Below are 24,549 nucleotides of genomic sequence, written 5' to 3'. Positions count from 1 at the left end.
GGATGCATGTATTTAATTGACATATCATAGGATATAATACTATCTTTTTATCCCTTAATTTGATATTGTAAGTATCATACAATAATTCTGTTTTAAGGAGGGAATCAATGATGATCTCCATTTTTATTATCTTAGCCATATTAATATTATATAATATTAATAGAATGACAAATGCACTATGCGCACAAAAGGAAATCCCGGAAGAGAAACAGCCGAAGGTTTTCCGCACAATCAATGTCCTTATAACGATTCTTTTGATTTCTTCCTATGTTGATTTATTATTTAGTTGACATAAACGGACAATATGCTCCTAACAAGGTGCTTCATATCCCTTTATTGGAAGGAAAGCAGCGATGATTATTCATCGCTGCTTTTATTTTCTTAGAGAGTATTAGTATACCCAGCTTGCTCCGATAATGATAAGCAAGATGAATAGCACCACTAATAATGCAAATCCTCCGCCGTATGCACCTGTACCTGACATGAAGACTCCTCCTTTCTATCAGTTGAATTCATGTTCTGCATTACTTTGGCTCTTACAGCCAAGCAGCGCCAACAATAATTAAAAGAATGAAAAGTACTACGATTAACGCAAATCCTCCGCCGTATGCATGACCCATAGTAACACCTCCTTTTAAGGCTGCTACTGTATCCTTTTGATAAATGGTTTAAGTCTAATAAGACTAAAGACTTGCTTGCCAAAAGTCAGTTACATGCAGCATACTAAGCTGCCCCCATCCTGACCCTTTGCACAATTCAGCACGAATAAGCCACCGGCTAATTCTTTAAGCTGTTTTTCAAGCTCAATGTATCATATGTCTAGGACCTAAAAACGGAACAGGACATTTACCCAATTTTTAATTTGTTGCTTTTGCCTATCGTTTTTCTTTTGCATTAAAAGGGATTTTTGCTCTTTTGAAAATTTATGATATAGTAATGATGGATGTTACAGATAAAACTAACTTAGGAGTGTTTAACTTGAAAAAAAGGCTACTATCCATCTCTCTCGCTGCTGGCATCATTGGACTTAGCGCATGCAGCAATGGTGGTTCAGACGCAGTTGTAAAATCAGATGCAGGTGATATTACTAAAGATGAACTCTACGATGCGATGAAGGAAAAATACGGTACGACTGTACTGCAGTCCCTTCTATATGAGAAAGTACTTGAAGATAAGTATGACGTATCCGATGAAGAGTTAGACGAGAGAGTTGATAGCATTAAATCACAGCTTGGCGATAACTTCGAATTGGCCCTTCAGCAATATGGTTATAAGGATGAAGATGAGCTGCGTTCGATGATTAAGACTGGAATGCTTCAAGAAAAAGCCGCAGTTAAAGAAGTTGATGTAACAGAAGATGAAATTAAAGCATATTACGATGACTATAAGCCTGAAATTAAAGCTCGTCATATTCTTGTTGCTGATGAAAAAACAGCAAAAGAAGTCAAAAAGAAGCTTGATAATGGCGAAAAATTTGAAGATCTAGCGAAGGAATATTCTACAGATACTGCTTCTAAAGAAAATGGCGGTGACTTAGGCTGGTTCGGTGCTAACACAATGGTTGCTGAGTTTGAAGAGGCAGCATACAAGCTGGATGTAGACGAAATCAGTGATCCAGTCAAAACAGAAAATGGCTACCATATAATTCAAGTAACAGATAAAAAGAAAAAAGGCAAATATGAAGATGTAAAGGATGACATGGAATATGAATTAAAAGTGTCCAAGCTTACATCTGATACAATCAACAGTGCCATGGAAAAAGAACTAAAGGATGCAGATGTAAAAATCGAGGATAAGGACTTAGAGTCCTTGCTTGATGCAACGTCTACAAGCGGTTCAACAAACACAACTTCAGGCAGTTAACAAAAAAAAGGGAAACTAGAGATATACTCTAGTTTCCCTTTAATTTTCATATGCGCGTTCTTGAGTATTTCCGCTTTTCTTTTGTTTTTCCTCTTCCATCCTCTTAATATATACTTCTCCTTCCTTTTCGATATATTCATTCTCTTGCTGCTTGTCCTCTTTTCCTGTCTTAACAGCCATAAATGCACTTACAGCAATACCTCCTAATACAAACAGAACCCACATCGGAATCTCAAACATACTATTAACTCCCTTCCTCTTAATTACTACATCATATGCTAGATAAACTAGAATATTCACCTTTTCGCAGAAGCCCTCACTAAACAAAAAAAAGGCCTCCTTTATTAAAAGGAGACCATAGGATTAAATTATTATTTATGGAAAGAAGGTTTGTAAAAGGAACGGTTTTCCAATGGGAAGATTCTTTCTGAAAACTCGCCTGGCTGAACACGTTCAAGCGCTCTGTCTAGCATATTCATTTTAGCATCCAGATTATCTATATAATGAAGAATTTCTGCCTCTTTAATCAGTGGAGCTTTCGGGCTGCCCCACTCTGCTTTTCCATGATGTGAAAGCACCAGATGCTGAAGGACCATTACTTCTTCACCTTTAATACTAAGTTCATCGGCTGCTTTGCCAATTTCATTTACCATTATTGTAATATGTCCAAGTAAGTTTCCTTCCACTGTATAAGTCGTTGAAATTGGACCTGACAGTTCAAGCACCTTCCCTAAGTCATGAAGGATTACACCGCTGTACAGCAGGTCTGTATCAAGGCTCGGATAAAGAGTGGCAATAGACTTAGCTAAATCAAGCATGCTAACAACATGATAAGCAAGTCCTGAAACGAACTCATGATGATTTTTTGTTGCAGCCGGATATTCTAAAAATGCTTGCTGGTGCTTTTTCACGAGATGTCTTGTAATCCGCTGGATGTTAGGATTTTTCATATCAAAGATATACTGATTAATTTTCGCCTGCATTTCTTCTGTTTCAAGCGGTGCTGTTTCAATAAAGTCAGATAAGCGTACACTATCCTCATGGGATGCTGCCTTTATTTGGCGTATTCTTAGCTGCAGCCTGCCTCTGTAGTTTTGGAGGTCTCCATTTATTCTCACAATTGTTTGGGGCTGATAAGACTGTGCATCTTCATCAGTAGCATCCCACAGCTTTGCTTCTATTTCTCCGCTTTTATCCTGAAAAATTAATGTTAAGAAAGGTTTGCCATTGCTGGCCATTGCTCTCGCTGAACTTTTTATTAATAAATGTGAATCAAACTGGTCCCCAACCGCATAGTGTAGGATTCCTTTTTTATCCAAGGCTTTTCGCTCCTTTTTCATCTTGTACAATCTTTTATTTAATCTATTCGTTCCTAGTATAACACTATCTATATTAACGGTCTCGCTCTAAAGAGTGCAGCAGCAGAGAATGTATTTGACCATCAGGAAAATGCTCCAATAGATGGGTATGACATGTAAAAAAGAGCAGCTGATTATTTCTGCAAGTTTTTAAAAGCTCAAGCACTTTCTTCGTCCGTTTATTATCAAAATTGACGAAACTGTCATCGATAATAATCGGCAGCGGATATTTCTGATAAAATGTCTGTGTCAAGGCAAGTCGAAGCGCCACATAAAGCTGTTCTGCTGTTCCCCTGCTCAGCTCTTTTGCTTCAAAAAAGGTGTTATCCTCCCTTTCCACCAAAAAGCCGATGCCTTCTTCCTTCGGCAAAATTCTAACGTATTGATTGTCTGTTAAAATAGCAAAATACTCCTCTGCCTTATGCAGCATAACTGGGAGCTGCTTATCTTTGTAGACATTGACTGTTTGTGTCAAGAAGTGCTTGGCAGCAGCAAATTTTCCCCATATCTTTACTTCCTCTTGAAACTCATCCTGCAGCTGTTTGAAATGATGCAATTTCTCTGTGTACGTTCCGCCGCTTTCGGCTTGACTTATGGTTAGTTGATTTTCAGCACTGGCCTTCATAATCTGCTTTATTCTTTCTTTTGTTTCCGCTAACCTTTCAGTTAACAGTAACTGCTCCTGTTCCGGCTCATCGATTGTGCGAAGAAACTCGATCTCTTCCTGTGTTAGACGAAAATGCTCAAGTTTTTGCTTTAGTGTGGAAAGCTTCTGCTCTAGCTCGATTTTTTCTGCATATACCTCTCCCTTTTTCCGGTATTCCTCTTCTGTTTTCACTTCAGCAATGTCGAGCAGCGCTTCGGTTTCAGCGGAAAATACCGACAGCTCTCCTGCTAACCCATGCAACTCCTGCCTGCATTCTTCTAACGCCCGGTTGTTCTCCTGCCAATAAATCTTTCTTTCATTTTCTTCTTTCACAGCATTCATTAACTGGATAGACATTTGAGCAAGTGAGTCTGCTTTAAAGGAGAAGAATTTTTCATACTGTTTGGAGATTCGCGCTTCAATATGTTCTAACTCTGTCTCTATTGCCGTTATTTCCTCAATAACCGCCCTTTTATCCTTAAGCTTTACCTTCCATTCGTCTAACAGCAAATAAGCATCGTAAATATAATCATATGCGAGAGAAGCAGGTATCCTCAATGTATCGCCAAGTTCTGTAAGAACAGTTTGATGCTCCCTGTATTGCTGTTCCCAGCTTTCATAGCCGCTTAATATTCTCTCATACGCCTTCGTTTGCTGCTCCAGCTTTACTAGATGTAAGCTGTAGCTTTCTCTTGCTTGATTATCCTTCTCTAAGGCATGCTTGGCTGAAAATGCATCAGGCAATTCAAAACCGCCAGTTTCCTCTCTCATGCCAGCCTTATCCCGCTTTAGCTCTTTTGCTTTTCTTTGCAGCTCTGACCGTTCTTTCTTCGTTGCCTTCCTTCTATTAAAAAAGAAAAGAATGGCTGCAATACTGCCTAACAAGGCTGCAAGCATTAAGTATAGGAGCTGTTCAGCTGCACCTGCCAGCCCGATTGCAATCAGCATGATTAGAACGAACAGAAACTGCATATTAGCTGCAAGATGGACTTTCCGATTAGCCTCAAGCTGTTTTTGGACGCTTTCGATATCCCTCTGTAGAATTGCAAGCTTTTCTTTATGCCAGCTTATGTTTTCCGCTGCTTTAAGCTGCGTTTTTAGCTCTTTGCGCTTATCCTCTGAAAGCAGTCGACTTTTCAGTTCAGCGGTTTCCCTTTCCATGCTTTCGAGCTGCTGCTGTTCTTCCTTTAATCTCGCATCAAGCTCTAATCTGGAGGCCTTAAGCCTTTTTTGCAAGGCATCTGCATTTGCACATTGCTCCTTCATAAAGATGCTCGTATTAATATCAGAAATATCCTCTTCTGTTATTGGCACATGCAATTTCGCCTGCAAAACTTCCATTTCCTTCTCCAATAAGGATAACTGGTTCAACAGCTGGTTCTTTCGTTTTTGAAGCTCTTCATAGACGGGCATTTTCCCGCTAGCCTCTGTTATTTCTCCAGCAGCTGCTAACAGCTCCTCATTAGGCTGAAGTTGCCTGTCTTTGTCTTCTAATCCTTTAATCTTGTTCTGCACATGCTGAATTCGGCTTTGGACTGTTAAGATTCGGTCTTTGATTCGGTCCCATCTGTCCATACCAGCATTGGGAAACGTCAAATCAGCATACTTTTCCTCTTTACGCTCTAAAAGCTCTGTTTGTGCTACTATTGGAGCCGCTTCTAACCAGCTCTCCAGTTTATTAATGTCTTCCTTTAGACTGACAGCATTGTCTTCTTCTGCTTCCAGCTCTTGGGCCAGCTCCTCTCTTCTTTGCAGCAGCCCGCTGTATTGCTCATTTGTTTTTTCTGCATTTTTCAGCTGTTGGTGAGCATCCTTTAAAGACACCAGCAGTTCGTTTAGGACTGGCTTTTTTCCGTTTGGTCGAAAGCGGGCATCCAGCTCTTTCTGCAGCTCTGTATCTGTCCTTGCTATTAGATCAGAACCGATTACACCTGTTGAAAACAGGAATCTTCCAATCTCCTCGCTCTTTAGTCCGTGGATATTTTGCAAGCCATCAAGATTAAAAGAAAAAATCGATTGATAGAGACCTTTATCTACTCTCTGCAGTAATTCACCGAGCAAATCCTCTTGCCCTTTTCGGCCGTTTTCCAAAATGACAGTAACATCACCGGCTGCTTTTCCTTTAACACGCTCAATTGTTGCCATACCATGTTCAGGAAACCATGCTGTTAATTTACCGCCATACTTAGCTTGATTTTTCGGCTCATAGCGGAGCTCTGTCTGAACCTTTGAAGGAAACCCAAACAGAACGCTGTGGATGAAGCTCATGATCGTCGACTTGCCTGCTTCATTTTCTCCATAAAATACTTGAAGATCTGCATCCAGATTATACGTTATATTCTCTAGTTTTCCATACCCGTAAATAGTTATTGTTTTAATCCGCATATTTTACCCCCTGGCTGCTCCGTTCAGCATGTGAAGAAGCACCCGCTCCGCTTCTACTGCTAGCTCTTGCTTCTCTGTTTCCGTTAATTCTGAAAGATATCGGTAGGCACCTGGGTGACGATAAAGCGGCGCAACAGCTTCTGCGATTGAATCGTAGTCTGTAACAGCTTGAAAAAGCTCAGCAAAAAAAGCAGATTCTGTTTGCAGCTGCTCTTTATCCCAGCTGCTGCGTTCTGTTATCGATAAGCTCGACACCCACACAAAATCCGATTCCTCCAACTCGTCAGCTTGAAGGATTTCCAGCAGTTCTCCTGCGTGGAAGCTGCCAAGTTTTTCTGCGTTAACAGCATTAATGGACATGATTACAGGTACTCCATTGTCTCTTTCGATATTTTGCGTGCTTTGACATAAGCGCAAAAGCTCATCAACGTTTTTGGCTGCAGCTGCATCTATTTCAACTGATTTCCATAAACATGCCGCTGTCGGGATAAATTCTAGCTCTGCAGCCAGCTTGCTTAGTTTTACGTAGTAGCAGCCCTTCTCTCCTGTTTCCTTTTTATGCCTTCCTTGAATGTTTCCTGCATACACTACCGGCGGTTCTGCTTGCAGTATTGCTCTTTTATGTATATGACCCAATGCCCAGTAATCCATCTCCTTTGAAGCTAACTCCTGTAAGTTAAAAGGAGCATATGGACTGTGTTCGCTGTTTCCTTCCAAACTGCCATGCAGTATGCCAATATGGTAATCTGCTCCTGCCTTTTTTTCAAAGCTGTTTACTCTTCTGTCATAAAGATGTCTCGCTTCATAACTGAAGCCATATAAATGAACTGTCGCATTGTTTTTTCTGTGCTCAAAGACAGTGACCTCGGAAGGAAAGATATGTACATTGTCCGGAAAGTTAATCTCCAGCCACTTGCCGCTTAAATGGTCATGGTTTCCATGGATGATATATACCTCAATGCCAGAGGTATTCAGTCTTTCCATCTCTTTCCGGAAAAATATTTGCGCTCTCAAGCTTCTGTCTTCTCCATCATAAATATCCCCGGCAATAAGAACGAAGTCGACCTGCTTGGCAATGGCAGTATCAACAATCCTTTTGAACGACGTAAAGGTGCTTTCCCGCAGCTGTGTTCGTATAGGCGCAGGCAGATTTTTCAACCCGAGCATAGGGCTGTCCAAATGAAGGTCTGCACAATGTATAAATGTTATCTCCTCCATAATGACCACCTCCTTTTTCTTTTATATTATCATCCTTAAAATACGAATGCACGTTCTAAAAAAGTTATAACTGAAGTTTCATTCCAATCGGAAGACAGTGACTGTCGTACCCATGCCCTAACTTAGCTGTTTTTGCCACAGGAATTCCAAACTTTTCTGTGGCAGCAAGCACTAGCTCCTCTGCTGTCGGCATGCCTGCACTCTGCTCTAGCTCCGTAAAGGTACCTAACAGGATGCCATTGCATCTCTCAAGAAAACCAAGCTGGGTAAGCTGAGCAATATAAGAGGCAATCGCAGCCGGTCCACCACCGAGGCTTTCCAAGAAAAGCAGCTTATCCTCTGGATTTGGCATATAAGGAGTGCCAGCCAGTTTCAAGAAGCATCTTGCATTTCCGCCAATAACAGTACCCTCCATACTGCTTCCTCGCAGCCATGTATAAGGAAATGTTACTAATTCATTCGGATTGTGCCAGTCAGTCAAAAACACTTTCGTAAACAATTCCATTTGAAAGGCACTGTCTGGTCCCAGTAAATTGGTTGTTTGATAATGAAGATTAGGAACACCAGTTAATGTAAACAGGGCATTATTAAGGACAGACAGGTCGCTCATGCCGACAAAAGGCTTTGGATTTTCTTTAATTATTTCCATATTGATAGATGGGAGCAGCTCGTTGGCAGCATTTCCTCCTGACAAATCAAAAACGGCCTTTATTTCCTTATCTTGGTATAATTCCGCTAATTCTGCTGCTCTTTCCTCTGGTGTACCGCTGAATGGCGTGTTACCGACAGCATAAAAGGTTTTCGCGTAAACGGCATGAACACTAAACTGTGCCAATATATTTTCTAATGTTAAATATATGTTTGATTTGGAGCGGTCTCTGCCGTCAGAGCACGCAATAAATCCGACTTTATCACCTTTATGTAAAATACTCATCCTGACATTCCTTCTTTCTAAAAGACTACTGTTAATTGTACGGAATTGACTCTGAAATCGCCAAATATTTTTCCTGCTATTAATAAAAAAAGACTCACGAATTTCGTGAGCCTTGTGATGTTATTCTTTTTTCGTCAGTTGCAGTGCTTTTTTAATGTCTTTAAAGGAATTCGATTTGCCGTACATCAGCACTCCACCTTTATAAACTCTGCCGCCAAAGACTGCTAAGAGGATGATAGAAACGGCCAATATAAGCATTCCTAAGATCGGTTCCCATACCGGAAGGCTCAGCATGCCTGCACGCATAAACATCAGCATTGGCGTAAAGAACGGAATATACGATGTAATCGTAATGAATGTCGTATCGGGATTACCTAAGCCGAACATTGCAATCATAAAACCTGCCACGACAACTAAAGTCATTGGGGTAATCATCTGCTGAACATCTTCGATTCGGCTGACAAGAGAACCGAGGAATGCTGCAAGTGTGGCATATAAAAAGTAACCAAGCACAAAAAACAAAACAGCATAAATAATGGTGGCTGCAGGTATGCCGCTGAAGCCTAGAAAGCCATCAAGTGTGCTCATATCTTCATTATTTGTAACCGAAAAATAGCCAACCACTAGAAGCACCACTAATTGTGTTATACTCACCAAGCCAATACCAAGTATTTTTGCGAACATATGCTTAATCGGTGACACACTGGAAATTAAAATTTCCATAACCCGAGATGATTTTTCTGTCGCTACTTCCATCGCTATCATATTAGCATAAAGGATGACTGCAAAATAAATAAGGAATAATAAGACATAGACAAGCCCTCTTGCCTGGTTCAGCTCTTCTTCTGATTTTGCATTTTGTTCAAGAGCAATATGTTCAAATTCAACAGGCTCATTAAGCTTTTCAAGCTGTTCACTGCTGAGATTTAACTGTGCTGCAGCAAGCTGGCTCTTTACAGCCTGAACCAATGTCTCAATACCGGTTGCTGTCGAGGAGTCTGTAATATCCATGCTGTAGAAGGATCCCTGCGGCAGATTTTCCTTATCATAATCAAGAATTAACAATCCTTGATACGTACCGTCCTCCACCTTTTGTTTCGCTTCCGCTTCACCGTCTACATAATCCTCTAGCACAATATCTTCGTTAAGGGTTTCTGACATTGCGGCAACAGATGAATATAGTTCTTTTGTGTTGTCGATGACTGCAATCTTGTCTATATCATCATCGTTAAACACTTGGATGATGGACTGGAGATTTGTTAAGCCTAAAATAAGCAGCAATGTAATAACCGTTGTGAAGATGAAGGATTTTGTCTTTACCTTTGTCCAATACGTATGCAATAAAATAATCCAGAAACTATTCAAGTGAAGCACCTACCTTTTCGATAAAAATATCATTTAAAGTCGGCTCCTCTAACGCAAATTTCCGGACGAAGCCTTTTCCTACGATATCCTTTAATATATTTTCCGCGATTTCCTCGCCTTCAATCTGGAGAGCAGCGCCTTCTGTCGTTTGCTTCAGCTTGACAACACCAGGAAACTTTATTAAATAGGCCAAATCGAAATCAGCATGAATAACAACATTTTTCTTCCCAAAGCTGCGTTTAATTTCCTTTAAGCCCCCATGGACGACTGGCTTTCCTTTATGCATAATACAAAGATTTTCACACATTTCTTCCACATGCTCCATCCGGTGGCTAGAGAATACAATTGTCGTTCCCGAATTTTTTAAGTCAATGACGGCGGTCTTCAGCTGCTCCACATTAACCGGATCCAAACCGCTGAACGGCTCATCCAAAATCAGCAGCTTCGGCTTATGAAGCACAGCGCTGATGAATTGAATTTTTTGCTGATTACCCTTTGACAGTTCTTCCACCTTTTTTTCTAAATAATCGGATATTTTAAAGCGTTCCAGCCATCCTTTCAATTCTGTCAACGCTTCCTTTTTATCCATTCCTCGCAATCTTGCTAAGTAAATAAGCTGGTCCTTTACTTTTAATTTCGGATAAAGTCCCCTTTCTTCAGGCAGATAACCGATTTCTGGACTTGTCGAATAGTTGATGCTTTTCCCGTTCCAAGTAATGGTCCCTTCACTAATATCTAATATGCCTAGCAGCATGCGAAAGGTTGTCGTTTTGCCAGCACCGTTTCCTCCTAAAAATCCAAACATTTCATTTTCTGGAATTGATAAGGATATATTATCGACTGCAACAAATGAACCGAATCTTTTTGTAACATTTTTTATTTCTAATGACATTCCGATCTCCTCCTTCTTTAATTCATACGAAAAGATATGCTGAAGGTTTCACAAATAACTGTAAAGATTGGACAAAAATAAAAAAAATCCCATGAAGAATAAACTTCATGGGACTTTTTATGCTCTAGTGAGATAAAAAGACGAGCTGGTATAAAAATAATACGGCGAATATATAAACGAGTGGGTGTACAGATTTACCCTTGCCTGTCACTAATTTCAGCAACGGATGAGATATGAATCCTAGTGCAATTCCTGTTGCAATACTTGAAGTAAGCGGCATGCTCAAAATCACAAGAAAAGCTGGGAAAGCTTCATCAAATTCAGACCAGCGCACCTGTGCAATTGCTCCCATCATTAAGCTTCCGACAATAATGAGGGCAGGAGCTGTGATAGCAGACAAGCCAGAAACAGCGCTGACAAGCGGTGCAAAGAAAGCAGCAATAATAAACAATACAGAAACCGTGACACCAGTCAGTCCTGTTCTTCCTCCTGCTGCAACACCAGAAGTCGACTCAATAAATGCAGTCGTCGGGCTTGTCCCGAACATAGCACCAACAGAAGTTCCGATAGAATCTGCAAGCAGAGCCTGTCTAGCTTTAGGAAGACGGTTATTCTTCATTAATCCTGCTTGTTCAGCAACACCGACCATCGTACCAGTCGTATCAAAGATTGTCACAAGCAAGAAGGAGAACACAACTGCATATAAGCTATGCTGGAAAACATCACCGATTGCTGAGAAAGGATTTGTGATAATTAGTCCTTCTGGCAAATGAGGAACAGCTGCAAAACCATCAAATGACAGCTGGCCTGTAAAGAAAGCAATAATGCCTGTTGCGATCATTCCAAAGAACAACGCTCCCTTTACGTTCATAGCAAATAATATAATGGTAATCGCAAGACCTACTAATGAAAGAATGACTGAAGGTGACTGAAAATCACCAAGTCCAACAAGATTTTCTTTATTATCGACTATTATTTGTGTCTGTCTTAAACCAATAAAAGCGATAAACAAACCGATACCAGCAGTGATACCATGCTTTAAGTTTTCTGGAATAGCTTCTATCAGCTTTTCCCTGAAAGTTGTTAAAGAAAGAATTAAGAAGATTATTCCTGCAACAAATACAGCAGATAAGGCAATTGTATAATCAATTCCTCCATGGCTTCCGACAACTGAAGAGGCAAAGTAAGCATTCAAGCCCATACCTGGAGCTATAGCAATTGGATAATTAGCAAATACCGCCATCCACAGTGTACCAACGACAGCAGAAATTATTGTTGCCATAAATACTTGGTCAAAAGGAATGCCTGCACTAGATAAGATTGCAGGGTTAACGATAACGATATAGACCATTGTCAAAAAAGTAGTGAAGCCGGCTGTTATTTCCGTTTTCACATTTGTATTGTTCTCTTTAAGTTTAAACATGTATACCTCCGAAAAAACGAACATTTTTACACAACTCTTTTATATTATTCGTTTTCTAACAAAAACGCAATCTTTTTCTTCGCCTTTTATTTAGAAGTTGCTGGCGTTTTCTTTAGTCTACGAAAAAAGGAAGACAGTAAAAGCAGTGTCCTGCTCTTTCTATCTTCCTTCAATAACGCTAATTTTATTTGTATTAAATCGATTTTTCTGCTGAAAAATGTTCTTCTAACAGCGCTAATTTTCTGTCTGTATATTCTTCAAAGCTGTCATTATATGTTTTAGGGTCCTTCGGATTAGAGAACTGAGTGATTTTTCCTGTTACTGGATGGATAAATTTGCTTGAAGCACCGCAGCCAAGACCAATTACTGTCTGCAGTTCTTCCATCATCATGATGTTATAAATGCTTTCCTGGCCAACCTTGGAGTATCCTACATTCTCCAGATTGCCAAGAATATTTTTTTGTCTGTACAGATAATATGGCACATAATCATATTTGTCTGTCCAAACTTCAGCCATTCTCATCATTTCTTGGATTTCATCTCTGTCAGCAACTTTATATTTCGCTTTATTTCTCGTCATTTCAGAAGCCCGTTTAAATGACAATGTATGAACAGTCAGTGATTCCGGCAATAGTTCTTCCGTTTTATCAAGGCTGTGCTGGAACTCTTCCACACCTTCTCCAGGAAGGCCAATAATTAAGTCCATATTGATATTATTCATTCCATGCTGTCTGGCTAGATGATACTTGTCAATCGTTTCTTCAACAGTGTGATGCCTTCCGATTGCTTTTAATGTTTGTTGTGTATACGATTGTGGGTTAATGCTGATGCGGTCAATATTCCATTTATTCAGTACTTCCAGCTTTTCAGGAGAAATGGTGTCTGGCCGGCCAGCTTCTACCGTTATTTCTCTGATGTTTTGCACATCCGGGAAGGATTCATTCATTTGCTCATAAAGCATGTCCATTTCCTCAGCAGTTATGCTTGTAGGAGTTCCTCCACCATAGTAGACGGTCGTTATCTTAATATTTTTAGATTTCAGCCATTCTCCAGTCTTCTTTATTTCATGATGAAGACCTCCTAAGAAGGAAAATACGGAACCTTGTCTGCCGTTTATAGCATAAGCCGGAAACGTACAGTACGCACATTTAGTTGGGCAAAATGGAATCCCGATATAAATGCTTACTTCTCTTTTCAAATCATATAAATCTGGAATAACCGCAAGCTGTCTGTTTATAATGCGCTGCATGAGATCGATTTTCTCATCCGACATTAAATACTCATCCTTTAATGCCTGATGCGCCTCTTCGATTGGCGTTTGGTTTTGCATATGCTTATGAAGAAGCTTTGTCGGGCGAATTCCCGTCAAAATTCCCCATTTTTGAATCATGCCAGTATAATCTTGTAATACCTTTAGGAAAACTTGTGAAATGGCATTCTTTTGTTCCTTAAATCTTTCCTTTTCATCAAGACCGGCTACAGCTTTTTCGCAATCGAATGCTGACTTGCCGTCTATTTTTCCTTCAACAAAAAACCGGTCGTCTGTTTCTGAAACATCAAAACGTATTAAAATATCTGCTTCGTCTTCAGCGAAAGCAACCTTAGTATCTTCAAAAAACAAGTTGCCGATATGCTCTAATGGTCTGATTAGTCGGTCGTCATGTAACCCGCTTATCGAAATTGATTTCATTTTTATATTCACCTTTAATTATCATAGTTAATAGCTTCTAAAATTCCATTATACTTCAGTCTACAAAAAGTGACCAGCCAGGTCAAAATATTGGCTAGAAAAGCAAAAAATTCCTTACGCTCTAAGGAATTTTTTGGTTTATTAAGATGAGTATAATAATTGCTATTTAATAATGTTCATTTTGCGCAGAAACTCAATAGGCTGCTGTTTACGAAAATGCTCCTTTACCATGTAAGCAACTCCGTCCTGGTTATTGGATCTTGTCACCCAATCGGCTGCAAATTTCAGCTCACTTGGCGCATTTCCCATAGCTACTCCAAGGCCGGCTGCTTCTATCATATCTTTATCATCAAGACTGTCGCCAATTACTACTACTTCCCTTCTGTTAATACCGAGATGCTCTGCCAAGTACAGCAGCCCGTTGAGCTTATTAACACCTTCAGGCAGCACTTCTAAGCGAAGGTCATTCATTTGGACAATATTGATTTCATCAAACATCTTGTCTAAAACCTCTTTAGCATCTAAACAATCTTTCTTGTCTTCGAAATACACCTCAATTTTCGGAGCGCTGACAGGTTCTTCCAGCAAAACTTCACTAAGAACTTCTACAAATTGATGGGAATAAAACACAGGATCGCCAGAGTTAAACACTGTTTTAGCAAGCATATTATGGTTAAGCCTTGACTTATTCGCTAAAGAAAATTTCTCATGCACGATTCTAATCTGACAAATAAACCCTTCTAGGAAACGGACAATTTCATATGTAAGTTCATCAGTCAGCCTGTTTACGTACAATGTTTGGTCGGCATTGTCTGAAATAAGTGCACCTTGATGTGTCACAATATAATTATTCAGCTTTAATGCTTTGGCAACCTTTCTTGCGGAAGGCAAACTTCTTGATGTGACTAATGTTACATATATTCCTTTTTGCTGAACGTATTCAATTGCATCCTTCGTGGATTTGCTCAGACGTCCATTTGATTGGATAAGAGTCCCATCAATATTTAAAGCTAATAAGCGATAAATCATCTTGTTCCCCCATTTCAGGTTGTTTTGTCTTTATAAACATGTATGAAAAAACCACCTGTATTAGAACCGGCTTTCACGAATTATCCGTTTTAACCAATGCAATCTATGCTTGTTGCTGGAAACATTTACAGACTCGTAAACTGCATAGATATCTCTGTCTGTTACAAACTATTGACTGTAACACCGACAATCACTAAAGGAGGAAACAACAATGTCAAACAATTCAAATCAACTACTAGTACCTGGAGTCTCTCAAGCATTAGATCAAATGAAATATGAAATTGCGACTGAGTTTGGAGTAAACCTTGGTGCTGAAACAACTGCTCGTGCCAACGGTTCTGTTGGTGGAGAAATCACGAAGCGTTTAGTGCAAATGGCTCAGCAGCAGCTGTCTGGTACTCAGTTTTAATGTAAGCTAGTTTAAATAAGCAACATTATAATATGGAAAAAGTGCCCAAAGCATAGCTTTGGGCACTTATGTATTTCTGCTATTTTATTGCTGTGGAGCTCCATAAAGCTCTTCAAGTGGCTTCATAATAATTTGGTTAAGCTCAGTAATAGCAATGCTCATACGCTGTTCTGCGTCCATCAGTTTGGAGATAGACTCATGCTGCTGAACCAATGCCACTGTCTTTTGGGCTTGTTCCACTTCTTCCTGTGTAATTTCAATCCCTGACATTTGTTTTTGCTGCAGCTGCATTTGAATGTTGCGGAAGTTTTCAAACATGGCCTTTGCAGATGGGTCAGCATTAACCAAGTCATACATTTTTTTTAAGTTTGTATATTCATCACTTTGACGAATAGCTTTTTCTAGTTCATAAGCAGAATCATGAAGGTTTACTGCCATTATTAACAACTCCTTTTTAACAATTGTCTCCACTATATCAAACTATGCTTCATATTGCCAATAAGACCCTTTATTTCATTTAAGACTGGACAAGTGTTCGCTGTTAAGACCGGACAATTATATAAATTCACATGCAATTCACCAATGCCCACAAAAAGTCTGCAGTACCCTTCATCCCTTTAGATACATGCACAAATCATTCCATTTAACATACGATACCATATCAGCTTTAGCCTATAAGAAAAATTAAACTAAAAAATTCACCTTACAAATGAGGAATTGCGATGAAACTAAATTTGCTTCCCCTGTATATGAAAGAAAATTCCTCCTTCCCAGCAAACAAGGAGACGGTACTACGTTTGAGCCACTCCTTAGTTCATCATTGGGAAATAGATCGCAATAATCCTGTTCTGCTCAACTTAGGTAGCACGGCAGTTCCTGTCCTAGTTGAACCTGTACATGAGGATAAGCAAGCGATATTTTTCTGTGACAGCTTGCTTCAGTCATTAGCAGTGCCAAATCAAGATTTAACACTGCTCAGTCATTTCAATAAACAGAGCCAGACATTAACACTTGGGCCGGTAATAGCCATTTTGACAGATGCTCCTGCACATGATTCTGCGGAAGATGGACCTTCTTTCCGTTCCATTCATCAGTTTTGCGAGGAATTTCAGCAAGAGCTGTCACGCCTTGGCGGAATTCTTTATGTATGCAGCCTTTATGATTGGAAAGAAGGATATGTCGAAGGCTATTCTTACCAGCAGGACAGCTGGAAAAAGACGGCCCTGCCATATCCCAATGTTGTTTATAATCGCATTCATATACGCAAGGCAGAAGCATCAACGCAATTTAACGACCTAAAAAAGGATTTGCAAAAACGAAATATTCCTATCTTTAATGCACAATTCTTTTCTAAATATGATACCTCCTTAATCTTAAACAAACTTCCTGCATTAAAAAAATATATTCCAGAAACGAACCTGCTCTCTAAAGAGGTACTGGAAGCAATGTTAAATCTATTCAGCACTTTATATGTAAAGCCGATTCATGGCAGTCAAGGCCGGCAAATTATCCAGATACGCCGCGAGGAACATGCATGGAAAACGAGCGTTTCTTCTGGTAAAGAAAAAGGAAAAATCCGCTTCTTTTCTTCATTTAATAAATTATGGAGATGGCTTTCGCAATTGACTAAAAAACGCGCTTATATTTGTCAGGAAGGCATTAACTTTCAACAATATCATAATCGTTCCCTTGATTTTAGAATTCTCTGCCATAAGGATATACGGCACCAATGGAAGATAACCTCTATTGTCGCCAGATGTGCCCAGCCAGAAGCATTTGTCGCTAATTTGTATCAAGGTGCAGAAATGATCTCATCAAAATCTGTGCTTCAAGCATTAGTTGGTGAAGCTTCTGCTAAGCAGGTGGAGCAACAGTTTAAAGAGATATCTCTTCAGACAGCTGAGGCCCTGTCGTCGCAAATGACCGGAGACTTAGGCGAGCTCGGAATTGATATGGGCATTGACATACATGGCGGGCTTTGGATTATCGAGGTCAATTCTAAACCGTCTAAAAATCTTGATTCGGCAACAAATAAAGGAAGGCCTTCTACAAAGGCATTACTGGAATATTGTTTGAGCCTTTCTTTTCCACATATAAAAAAAGGAGAACAACAAGATGTCTAGTTTTGGAATCATGTCACTCTCATTAGAAAATGAAAAAAGCTATATCACGGAAATTGCTAAACTGGGAAAATCGCTGGCCTTTGATGTTTATCATTTCGTACCTTCAAGCTACAATCCTCTCACAGAAAAGGTATCTGGCAAGATTTTCGATAGTGAGCAGAACTGCTGGCTCACACAAGACTTTCCCGTCCCTTCCTTTTTATATGACCGCTGCTATTACCAAGAAAATTCTCATTCTAGACAATGCAAAAACATCGTTGAGTGGCTGAAACAGAAAAAGGATATTGTCTTTATTGGCAATGGGCTCCCAAACAAACTGAAGCTGTATGATGTATTGAAAGCTTCTAAGCTGGCCCCTTATATTCCTAAGTCAAAACAAGTAATTTCAGCTGATGAAGTATTAGAAGATTTGCGATTTGTTAATCCGATTATCTTAAAACCAATTAACGGCTCACAGGGAAACGGCATTTATTTTATTAAAGAACAACATAAGCGCATTTTTGTCAGAACAGATAAAAAAGAGCGACATGTGGAACATATCTTTAAAGATAAAGAAAAATTCTCACGCTGGCTGACTACTCTGCTTCAGAAAAATGATTATTTTAGCCAAAGCTATTTACCTTTATGCAATCAGGATAAACAGCCGTTTGATATTAGAGCACTGCTGCAAAAAAATGGGCAAAACAAATGGGAAATCATTGAAAAGGGGATAAGACTTGGCGCCAAAGACAGAATCATCTCCAATCTTAGTGCAGGAGCAGAAGTAATTCCTTTTAAACAATGGCTTGATACAGCTCCCTATAAAATGAAGAGTTTTATTGAGAATGAAATAAACGACATTCTTTCTAGCCTCCCACCTATATTAGAACAATCCTTTCCTGCCCTCTTCGAGTTAGGAGTTGATATAGGTATTACCGAAAATGGCTCGTTATGGATACTCGACGTCAACAGCAAGCCTGGCAGAAAAGTCATTCTCCTGGCATACCCAGACTTGAGTGAAAGGCTGTATAAAGCACCGCTAGCCTATGCAGCCATGCTGCGAGATGGACAGAGGAGGAACAGCAATGAAAAAACTTTACTCTATTGAAGTGATAAATGATTGCACTAATACAATCTACCTTCCTGCAGATGCATCAATACCAAGTAATCTTAAGCGGGCTGCCTTCGGAACAATGAAGGTAGAAGCTTTCATTGCTGTCCAAAAATTCGGAGGCAATGTAATTAGAATAAGTGAAGATTTAATACAAGCCTTAAAGATACCGCCAACTCTTCCTATCTTACATGTTTTTTACGATAAAGATGTCTTGTATATCGGTCCGCTTGTTGGAATATTCACCTCTGGCTTCAGCTCAGTCGAGGTCAAACCAATCGGTGAACGCACTATTATCTTTTCAAAGCTGTTAGCTGTCCAAAACACAGCAGGTGTCACCGCCTTTTTATTTGGAGCCCAGCATATTGATTGGGATAAAGGCACAATTAACGGACTGTTTTATCATGATGGCTGGAAACGGTTTGAAGTTCCGTTTCCAGATGTTATTTATGATCGTATCCCTAATCGCCGTACAGAGAGTTTGCCAAAAATAAAGAAGGTAAAGTACCGTCTTCAACAGGAATATATGATTCCGTGGTATAATCCAGGCTTCTTTAACAAGCTTGATATATATGAACGTCTGCTTCAAGAAAACAGCATTGCCGATTTTTTGCCTGAAACGCTTCCCTTCACTTCTTTTTCTGTCGTAGAACGAATGCTGAGCAACTATGGGCATATTTACATTAAACCGAAGAATGGCAGCCTGGGAAAAGGAATCTATCAAGTCATCTATAATAAGAAAGACGAAAACTACTATACACGTTTTAAAGAACCGAGCGGAGAAAAACGACTGCTTAAATTCGATACATTAGAAAAGCTGATACAGCATATTACAGCAAAAACAAATATTAATAATCTTCTCGTCCAACAAGGCATTCATCTTATGCGCTCAGAGAAAAAACCGATTGATTTTCGAGTTCATACTAATAAGAATAAACAAGGTAAATGGGAAGTCACCGCAATTGCCGCCAAAATTGCCGGTGCAGGCAGTGCAACTACACATATGAATAGCGGCGGTATTGTTAAATCGATTGACGAGCTCTTAGATGTTGACAAGGATAAGGAACAGCTTAAAGAGAAGCTTATCAATTCTGCATTAAGAATATCTAAGACACTTGAGAAGTACACGGAGGGAACAATCGGAGAGATTGGCTTTGATATCGGAGTAGACCGTAAAGGAAGAGTTTGGCTTTTTGAAGCAAATTCTAAGCCTGGAAGAAGCATCTTTAAACACAGTTCACTTAAAAAAGACGACTTACTGACAAGAAGAATGTCGCTAGAATATGCCATCTACTTGTATGAGCAGAGCATTAAAAAGCCTGAGGATATATTTAAATGAATATTTACTATGATGGCAATGCAAAGAGTTGGCATTCTAATCAGCCTGGATTAACCTTCGGAAGCAATCAGCTTCCGTTGCTGCCTTTATTCCCTTTCCTTAAAGAGTTCCAGCCATTTAAAATGATCTACAAGGCAAACAATGCAGGCCCAATTGTCGGCATACTGACTTCCTACAATTCCAAAAACAAGCTAATCGGCAACCGGTCTTTATTTGAAAAGCTGCAAAGAGAACTAGATTCTTTTGGGGGAATGATTGTCGTCTTTCCTCCTGAAAGACTGACAAATACTAAAATTGACGGTTTTACGTATATCACAGCTAAAGATAAATGGCTTCCTATAACAACCCCTCTTCCCCATGTTATATATAATCGTGTGCCTTTCCGCAAAACAGAGGATGGCGATCATTTCGCAGCAGCTATTTCTATCATCAAAAGCTTTGACATACCATTTTTCAATCCGCATTTCATTCATAAATTTGCATTATATCAAGCATTAAAGCAACAGGAAATATTAGCAAAGTTTCTCCCTGAAACCGCACTGCTTCAATCTGAACAAGAACTGATTGATTTCCTCCAAAGACATGGTTCCATTTATGTTAAATCTGCTTCAGGCTCTAAAGGCAAGGATTTATACAGGCTAACTAGAAATCCTGATAATTCCTTCCTCCTCGGAGACATTCAAGGGACAAGAAGCTTTCATACATTACAGGAAATTATCGAGGATTATTTACCACAATGGACTTCTAAGGAATATATTGTTCAGGAAGAAATAGATGTGGATGTTTTCGATGGACAACGCTTTGATTTTCGAATACTGGCTACTTATCTCGACGGTAATTACCGCTTAACGGGAGTTGGTATAAGACAGTCCTCCCTTCAAGATGTCACAACACATGTGCCTGCAGGTGGAAAAATCATTCCATATGAAGCTGTGCGAACAAAAAAACATGATCACTTTATTAAGCTTGCTATTGAACATTGCGGAGCATTATTATCAAGCCAGCATGGATTTTTCGGAGAATTTTCCATTGACGCTTGTGTGGATAAACAAGGCAATTATTATATTTTTGAAGTAAACTCTAAACCGATGTTATTTGATGAGCCAGAAATTGAAACGAACCGCTGCAGACAGCTAGCCCAGCTTTTTTATGAGCTTGCTGGCTTTAAACAGCAAGAATGAAATACACCTTCCTGACACATTCTAACGGCAGGAGGGATATTTATGGGAAATAAAAACGATGACCTGCAATATGAAGGTAAAAAAGAAGCTTATTTAGACATCGACAGAATGATAAACGAAGGGATGTCTGGCGGAAAAGTCTTTCGTCACGATACTAGCACAAATATTGAAGAAGCAAGGGAACTTGGAGAAGAAGCTCCTCCTAATAAATGAGCTTTCATTCGACACAGTCATTATTAGACTGTGTTTTTTTGTTTGCCGTTTTTCTGTAACTATAATAAGATAATGGTAACGATTACACTTTACTCAGGCCAGTTTTTAGGTAAAAAGAAGCAATCGTACTTGCTTACTTTTTCAAACGCTTTCATCTCTAAATGGAGGAATGACGATGAAACAAAAATTATTAACCTATTTTCCAGGTGCGGTAGAGCAGTCTGCACCTCCTTCTCAACCACAGCTAATTGACTACCATTGGTTTCACATTGAAGGGGAAAATGGGTGGTTTGGCTTTCAAAAAAATGAGATGAACGATTCTCAACTTGATTTATTAAAAACGCTTTTTCAGCATTATTTACCGGAAAACAACAAGGAAAATACAGAGGACTTTAAATGGAGCCAATTCTTATTTTTCGGCGGTAGCATGCCAGAAAAAGTATGTAAAAATTTCCGGGTTATACAATTTCAAATAAATAACACTCCTATTGATAAAGAAGCTGTAGAAACTGTATTCAAAGGATTTATTCACAGCAGCAGCATCATTATTTGGAATGGTGCTAATAGAGGAAGTATTTTAGAGCGAGACGGGCACTTTCTTGAGGATGAGGAATATTCCTCTTTTGCTGAAGCCCTGCAGTCCGATTTTTATTTTACGATAACCTTTTATATTGGAAAAATCCTGCCCTTCACAATGGAAAGTCCTACCGTCTTTACTCAGGAACGGGATTTTTTCACAGCCGGCTTATCTGTGATTTCTTCTGAAAGAGTATTATCCTTTGAAACAATCCTTCCTCATCTATTAATAAGCAGGCTTGATCAGCATGAGCTGGAGCCATTTAAAAACTGGTTCTCTATCTTAGGGGAAGATAAGGAATTGCTGTTAACAATTAAAACATTCATTGAAAACAACGGACATAATACAAATACAGCAAAAAAACTATTTATCCACCGCAATACATTGCAATACAGATTAGACAAATTCACTGAAAAAACCGGATTGCCTTTAAAAAATTATCATAACTTCTTTACCGCCTATTTAGCCTGCCTATATTTCAGCCAAAAAAAGGCTTAGAAGAAACAAATCTTTCACAAGAACGTATGTTTCCATTTATTAACTGGTAAACTCTTTTTTCTTGGCATATAATAGAGCACTAGAATGCTAGTTTATATGCTAGAAAGAAATGAGGATTATAGTTGAAAGGTACAGCACATTCTTGTATTGGCGCAGGGGTTGGATTCGCAGCGGCGAATTATTTTGATGCCTCCCCTTCCACTACATTGCTTTTAGTCGGGATTGGCGGTATTTCGGCACTGATGCCTGATATGGACATTGACGGCAAGCTAAGCAACAAAATTACGATTTCCCATAAGGTGTTTCGATCCATTGCCCAAGCAGTTGGAGCATTGATGATTTTATACAGTATTTATGCCGGAAGCGCGTCAGAGCTGTTATTCAGCATTGGTGCAGGGATTGCCATCATACTCGTTTCTAGTTTAATTAAGCAGCGGCATATGTTAACAATCACTGGCGCTGGTGTTTTGTTTGGCGGGGTTTCCCTTCAGGAATACTGGCTTATCCTTTTGGCTGTCTTTATATTGATTGCTTCATTCGTACCGCATAGAAGCTATACACATTCCATCATTGGAACCGTTTATTTTGCCTACATATCGTTTCATTTTGCACAATCTCTGCAAATTGATGGTGTGTTTTGGACATGTGTATTAGCTTATATCAGCCATCTTGTAGCAGATATGTCGATTTTCCCATTTAACAGAAGAGGAGTTAAATTATTTCTTCCCTTCTCATCGAAGGAATTTTGACAAGGAGAGGACAAACAGTTCCTCTCTTTTTTTATAAAAAGAAAGCGCTTTAGTGCAACTTGCTCAAAACAACACTGGTTTTTTTCATGCAAACCGCCAATTTGAAAACGTTCCCAAACATGTTACATTATATATATCAAATCGCAGGGGGTATGAAAAAGATGGCAGAGTTAGTCTTAAAAAATATCTATAAAATTTATGATGAAAAAGTAGAAGCGGTTCGCGACTTTAATTTACATATTGAAGATAAGGAATTTATCGTATTTGTTGGGCCTTCAGGCTGTGGTAAATCTACGACATTGCGTATGATTGCAGGCTTGGAGGATATCTCAAAAGGAGATTTCTTTATTGATGAACAGCGTGTTAACGATGTTGCTCCAAAAGACCGCGATATTGCCATGGTATTCCAAAACTATGCCTTGTATCCACATATGACTGTTTATGATAATATGGCATTCGGATTAAAGCTAAGAAAATTTCCAAAAGCAGAAATTGAACAACGTGTGAATAATGCTGCAAAAATTCTTGGCTTGGAGCAGTACCTGAAAAGAAAACCAAAAGCATTATCAGGCGGTCAGCGCCAAAGGGTAGCCCTTGGCCGTGCCATTGTCCGTGATGCAAAAGTGTTCTTGATGGATGAGCCTCTTTCCAACCTTGATGCAAAACTTCGTGTACAGATGCGTGCTGAAATTTCCAAGCTGCATCAACGACTGCAAACTACTACTATTTATGTTACGCATGACCAGACAGAAGCGATGACAATGGCTTCAAGACTTGTTGTTATGAAGGACGGCGTTATCCAGCAGGTTGGTGCTCCGAAAGAAGTTTATGAAAAACCTGAAAATGTTTTCGTTGGCGGATTTATCGGATCTCCAGCAATGAACTTCTTTACTGGAAAAATCGTGGACAATAAATTAGTCATTGGCGATGCATCCTTTGTCATCCCTGAAGGCAAATTGAAAATCCTTCGTGAGCAAAACTATATCGGCAAAGAAGTAATCTTCGGCATCAGACCAGAAGATATTCACGATGAGCTATTATTCTTGAGCAGCTCTGAAAATACAAGCTTTGATGCAAGAGTTGACGTATTTGAATTGACTGGTGCGGAAAGCTTAGTATACTCAACGCTTGCTGGGAAAGAGTTCGTTGCTCGCCTTGATTCAAGAGCTAACTTGGCAGCAGGAGTTACTGTTCAACTAGGCTTTGATATGAACAAAGGCCACTTCTTTGACAAAGACTCAGAAAACCGTATCCGCTAATATCAAAGATTAGGAAGGGGAATTCCCCTTCCTTTTTTCTATTCCTGAATAAAAACTAAATCCTCACGTTCACATGACGGGCATAGGACAAGATGGGGACATAAATGCTGTTCCAAATCGGGATAGCCGTTCTCCAGCTTCATTTGGTCAATTGGCATATACGCACTATAGTCATCATAATAATCCATAATTCTTCCCTTGTCCTCTACCTGCTGTCCGCAATCGGCACAGACTTTGTTCAGTTGTTCAAAGCCATTGCATAAAGGGCAAATATTCATTCCTTCACCTCATTAAAACCTTTCATATTT

At 39.4% G+C, this 24,549-nt stretch carries 25 protein-coding genes; 11 read left to right on the top strand and 14 right to left on the bottom strand.

Annotated features, from left to right (window positions below):
• Positions 1–110: 110 nt before the first annotated feature.
• On the top strand, positions 111–290 hold the full coding sequence (locus M3600_RS07360) for a hypothetical protein (RefSeq protein WP_233317392.1): 180 nt from the start codon (positions 111–113) through the stop codon (positions 288–290).
• Between the two features lie 101 nt (positions 291–391).
• On the opposite strand, the gene M3600_RS07355 is transcribed toward M3600_RS07360, so the two are convergent.
• Both M3600_RS07355 and M3600_RS07350 read right to left on the bottom strand, forming a co-directional pair.
• Entirely contained in the window at positions 392–484 is a 93-nt protein-coding gene (locus M3600_RS07355; protein ID WP_127736325.1) for a YjcZ family sporulation protein, read from the bottom strand.
• 52 nt (positions 485–536) lie between these two features.
• Positions 537–620, bottom strand: coding sequence for a YjcZ family sporulation protein (locus M3600_RS07350; RefSeq protein ID WP_060670486.1), 84 nt, complete (start codon positions 618–620; stop codon positions 537–539).
• Positions 621–978: 358 nt separating this feature from the next.
• On the opposite strand from M3600_RS07350, the gene M3600_RS07345 reads away from it, so the two are divergent.
• Entirely contained in the window at positions 979–1,863 is an 885-nt protein-coding gene (locus tag M3600_RS07345) for a peptidylprolyl isomerase (protein WP_233317305.1), read from the top strand.
• 39 nt (positions 1,864–1,902) lie between these two features.
• Here M3600_RS07345 and M3600_RS07340 read toward each other — a convergent pair whose 3' ends face one another.
• From M3600_RS07340 to M3600_RS07295, 10 genes are all read right to left on the bottom strand, one after another.
• The gene (locus tag M3600_RS07340; protein ID WP_311315889.1) at positions 1,903–2,190 is read right to left on the bottom strand and encodes a sporulation YhaL family protein; all 288 of its coding nucleotides are present in this window, start codon (positions 2,188–2,190) and stop codon (positions 1,903–1,905) included.
• Between the two features lie 44 nt (positions 2,191–2,234).
• Entirely contained in the window at positions 2,235–3,203 is a 969-nt protein-coding gene (gene yhaM / locus M3600_RS07335) for a 3'-5' exoribonuclease YhaM (RefSeq protein WP_237940779.1), read from the bottom strand.
• A gap of 52 nt (positions 3,204–3,255) precedes the next feature.
• Positions 3,256–6,252 carry an AAA family ATPase gene (locus M3600_RS07330; protein WP_251645104.1) on the bottom strand — a complete coding sequence of 999 codons (2,997 nt, stop codon included), beginning with the start codon at positions 6,250–6,252 and terminating at the stop codon, positions 3,256–3,258.
• 3 nt (positions 6,253–6,255) lie between these two features.
• A complete protein-coding gene (locus M3600_RS07325) occupies positions 6,256–7,470 on the bottom strand; it encodes a metallophosphoesterase family protein (RefSeq protein ID WP_251645103.1) in 1,215 nt (404 codons plus the stop codon).
• 64 nt (positions 7,471–7,534) lie between these two features.
• Positions 7,535–8,404, bottom strand: coding sequence for a S66 family peptidase (locus tag M3600_RS07320; protein WP_251645102.1), 870 nt, complete (start codon positions 8,402–8,404; stop codon positions 7,535–7,537).
• Positions 8,405–8,524: 120 nt separating this feature from the next.
• Entirely contained in the window at positions 8,525–9,769 is a 1,245-nt protein-coding gene (locus M3600_RS07315; protein WP_233317310.1) for an ABC transporter permease, read from the bottom strand.
• The gene (locus M3600_RS07310) at positions 9,762–10,661 is read right to left on the bottom strand and encodes an ABC transporter ATP-binding protein (protein WP_233317311.1); all 900 of its coding nucleotides are present in this window, start codon (positions 10,659–10,661) and stop codon (positions 9,762–9,764) included. Before M3600_RS07310 ends, M3600_RS07315 begins: the two co-directional genes overlap by 8 nt.
• A 124-nt stretch (positions 10,662–10,785) precedes the next feature.
• Complete coding sequence (locus M3600_RS07305) at positions 10,786–12,084, bottom strand: NCS2 family permease (RefSeq protein WP_233317312.1); 1,299 nt, start codon at positions 12,082–12,084, stop codon at positions 10,786–10,788.
• Positions 12,085–12,277: 193 nt separating this feature from the next.
• Positions 12,278–13,774 (bottom strand): coproporphyrinogen III oxidase, encoded by a 1,497-nt coding sequence (locus M3600_RS07300; protein WP_237940771.1) that lies wholly within the window; start codon positions 13,772–13,774, stop codon positions 12,278–12,280.
• Positions 13,775–13,936: 162 nt separating this feature from the next.
• Entirely contained in the window at positions 13,937–14,803 is an 867-nt protein-coding gene (locus M3600_RS07295; RefSeq protein WP_233317314.1) for a Cof-type HAD-IIB family hydrolase, read from the bottom strand.
• Positions 14,804–15,014: 211 nt separating this feature from the next.
• Here M3600_RS07295 and M3600_RS07290 point away from each other — a divergent pair, with 211 nt between their 5' ends.
• Positions 15,015–15,212: an alpha/beta-type small acid-soluble spore protein gene (locus tag M3600_RS07290; protein ID WP_233317315.1), complete on the top strand. Its 198-nt coding sequence runs from the start codon at positions 15,015–15,017 to the stop codon at positions 15,210–15,212.
• Positions 15,213–15,296: 84 nt separating this feature from the next.
• Here M3600_RS07290 and M3600_RS07285 read toward each other — a convergent pair whose 3' ends face one another.
• Complete coding sequence (locus tag M3600_RS07285) at positions 15,297–15,650, bottom strand: YlbF/YmcA family competence regulator (protein ID WP_233317316.1); 354 nt, start codon at positions 15,648–15,650, stop codon at positions 15,297–15,299.
• Positions 15,651–15,934: 284 nt separating this feature from the next.
• On the opposite strand from M3600_RS07285, the gene M3600_RS07280 reads away from it, so the two are divergent.
• The 8 genes from M3600_RS07280 to M3600_RS07245 all read left to right on the top strand — a co-directional run bounded on the left by M3600_RS07280 (position 15,935) and on the right by M3600_RS07245 (position 24,241).
• The gene (locus M3600_RS07280) at positions 15,935–17,335 is read left to right on the top strand and encodes a YheC/YheD family endospore coat-associated protein (protein ID WP_233317317.1); all 1,401 of its coding nucleotides are present in this window, start codon (positions 15,935–15,937) and stop codon (positions 17,333–17,335) included.
• Positions 17,328–18,422, top strand: a complete 1,095-nt coding sequence (locus M3600_RS07275; protein ID WP_237940766.1) for a YheC/YheD family endospore coat-associated protein — start codon at positions 17,328–17,330, stop codon at positions 18,420–18,422. Before M3600_RS07280 ends, M3600_RS07275 begins: the two co-directional genes overlap by 8 nt.
• On the top strand, positions 18,400–19,764 hold the full coding sequence (locus M3600_RS07270; protein WP_233317319.1) for a YheC/YheD family endospore coat-associated protein: 1,365 nt from the start codon (positions 18,400–18,402) through the stop codon (positions 19,762–19,764). The genes M3600_RS07275 and M3600_RS07270 overlap by 23 nt, the downstream gene beginning before the upstream one ends.
• Entirely contained in the window at positions 19,761–20,945 is a 1,185-nt protein-coding gene (locus tag M3600_RS07265) for a YheC/YheD family endospore coat-associated protein (RefSeq protein WP_233317320.1), read from the top strand. The genes M3600_RS07270 and M3600_RS07265 overlap by 4 nt, the downstream gene beginning before the upstream one ends.
• A 42-nt stretch (positions 20,946–20,987) precedes the next feature.
• Entirely contained in the window at positions 20,988–21,158 is a 171-nt protein-coding gene (locus tag M3600_RS07260; protein WP_233317321.1) for a hypothetical protein, read from the top strand.
• Positions 21,159–21,333: 175 nt separating this feature from the next.
• Positions 21,334–22,233: a PucR family transcriptional regulator gene (locus M3600_RS07255; protein ID WP_251645101.1), complete on the top strand. Its 900-nt coding sequence runs from the start codon at positions 21,334–21,336 to the stop codon at positions 22,231–22,233.
• 122 nt (positions 22,234–22,355) lie between these two features.
• Positions 22,356–22,982: a metal-dependent hydrolase gene (locus M3600_RS07250; RefSeq protein ID WP_233317323.1), complete on the top strand. Its 627-nt coding sequence runs from the start codon at positions 22,356–22,358 to the stop codon at positions 22,980–22,982.
• A 161-nt stretch (positions 22,983–23,143) separates the two neighbouring features.
• Complete coding sequence (locus tag M3600_RS07245; RefSeq protein ID WP_233317324.1) at positions 23,144–24,241, top strand: ABC transporter ATP-binding protein; 1,098 nt, start codon at positions 23,144–23,146, stop codon at positions 24,239–24,241.
• A gap of 38 nt (positions 24,242–24,279) precedes the next feature.
• Here the strand turns inward: M3600_RS07245 and M3600_RS07240 are convergent, their stop codons facing one another.
• Positions 24,280–24,519, bottom strand: coding sequence for a hypothetical protein (locus M3600_RS07240; RefSeq protein WP_233317325.1), 240 nt, complete (start codon positions 24,517–24,519; stop codon positions 24,280–24,282).
• Positions 24,520–24,549 lie beyond the last annotated feature (30 nt).

The sequence above is a fragment of the Niallia sp. MER 6 genome, assembly GCF_023714395.1.
In the GTDB taxonomy this organism is placed as follows: Bacteria; Bacillota; Bacilli; order Bacillales; family Cytobacillaceae; genus Niallia.
The sequence above is the reverse complement of the archived record's forward strand: the minus strand, read 5'-3'. Positions and strand labels throughout refer to the sequence as shown.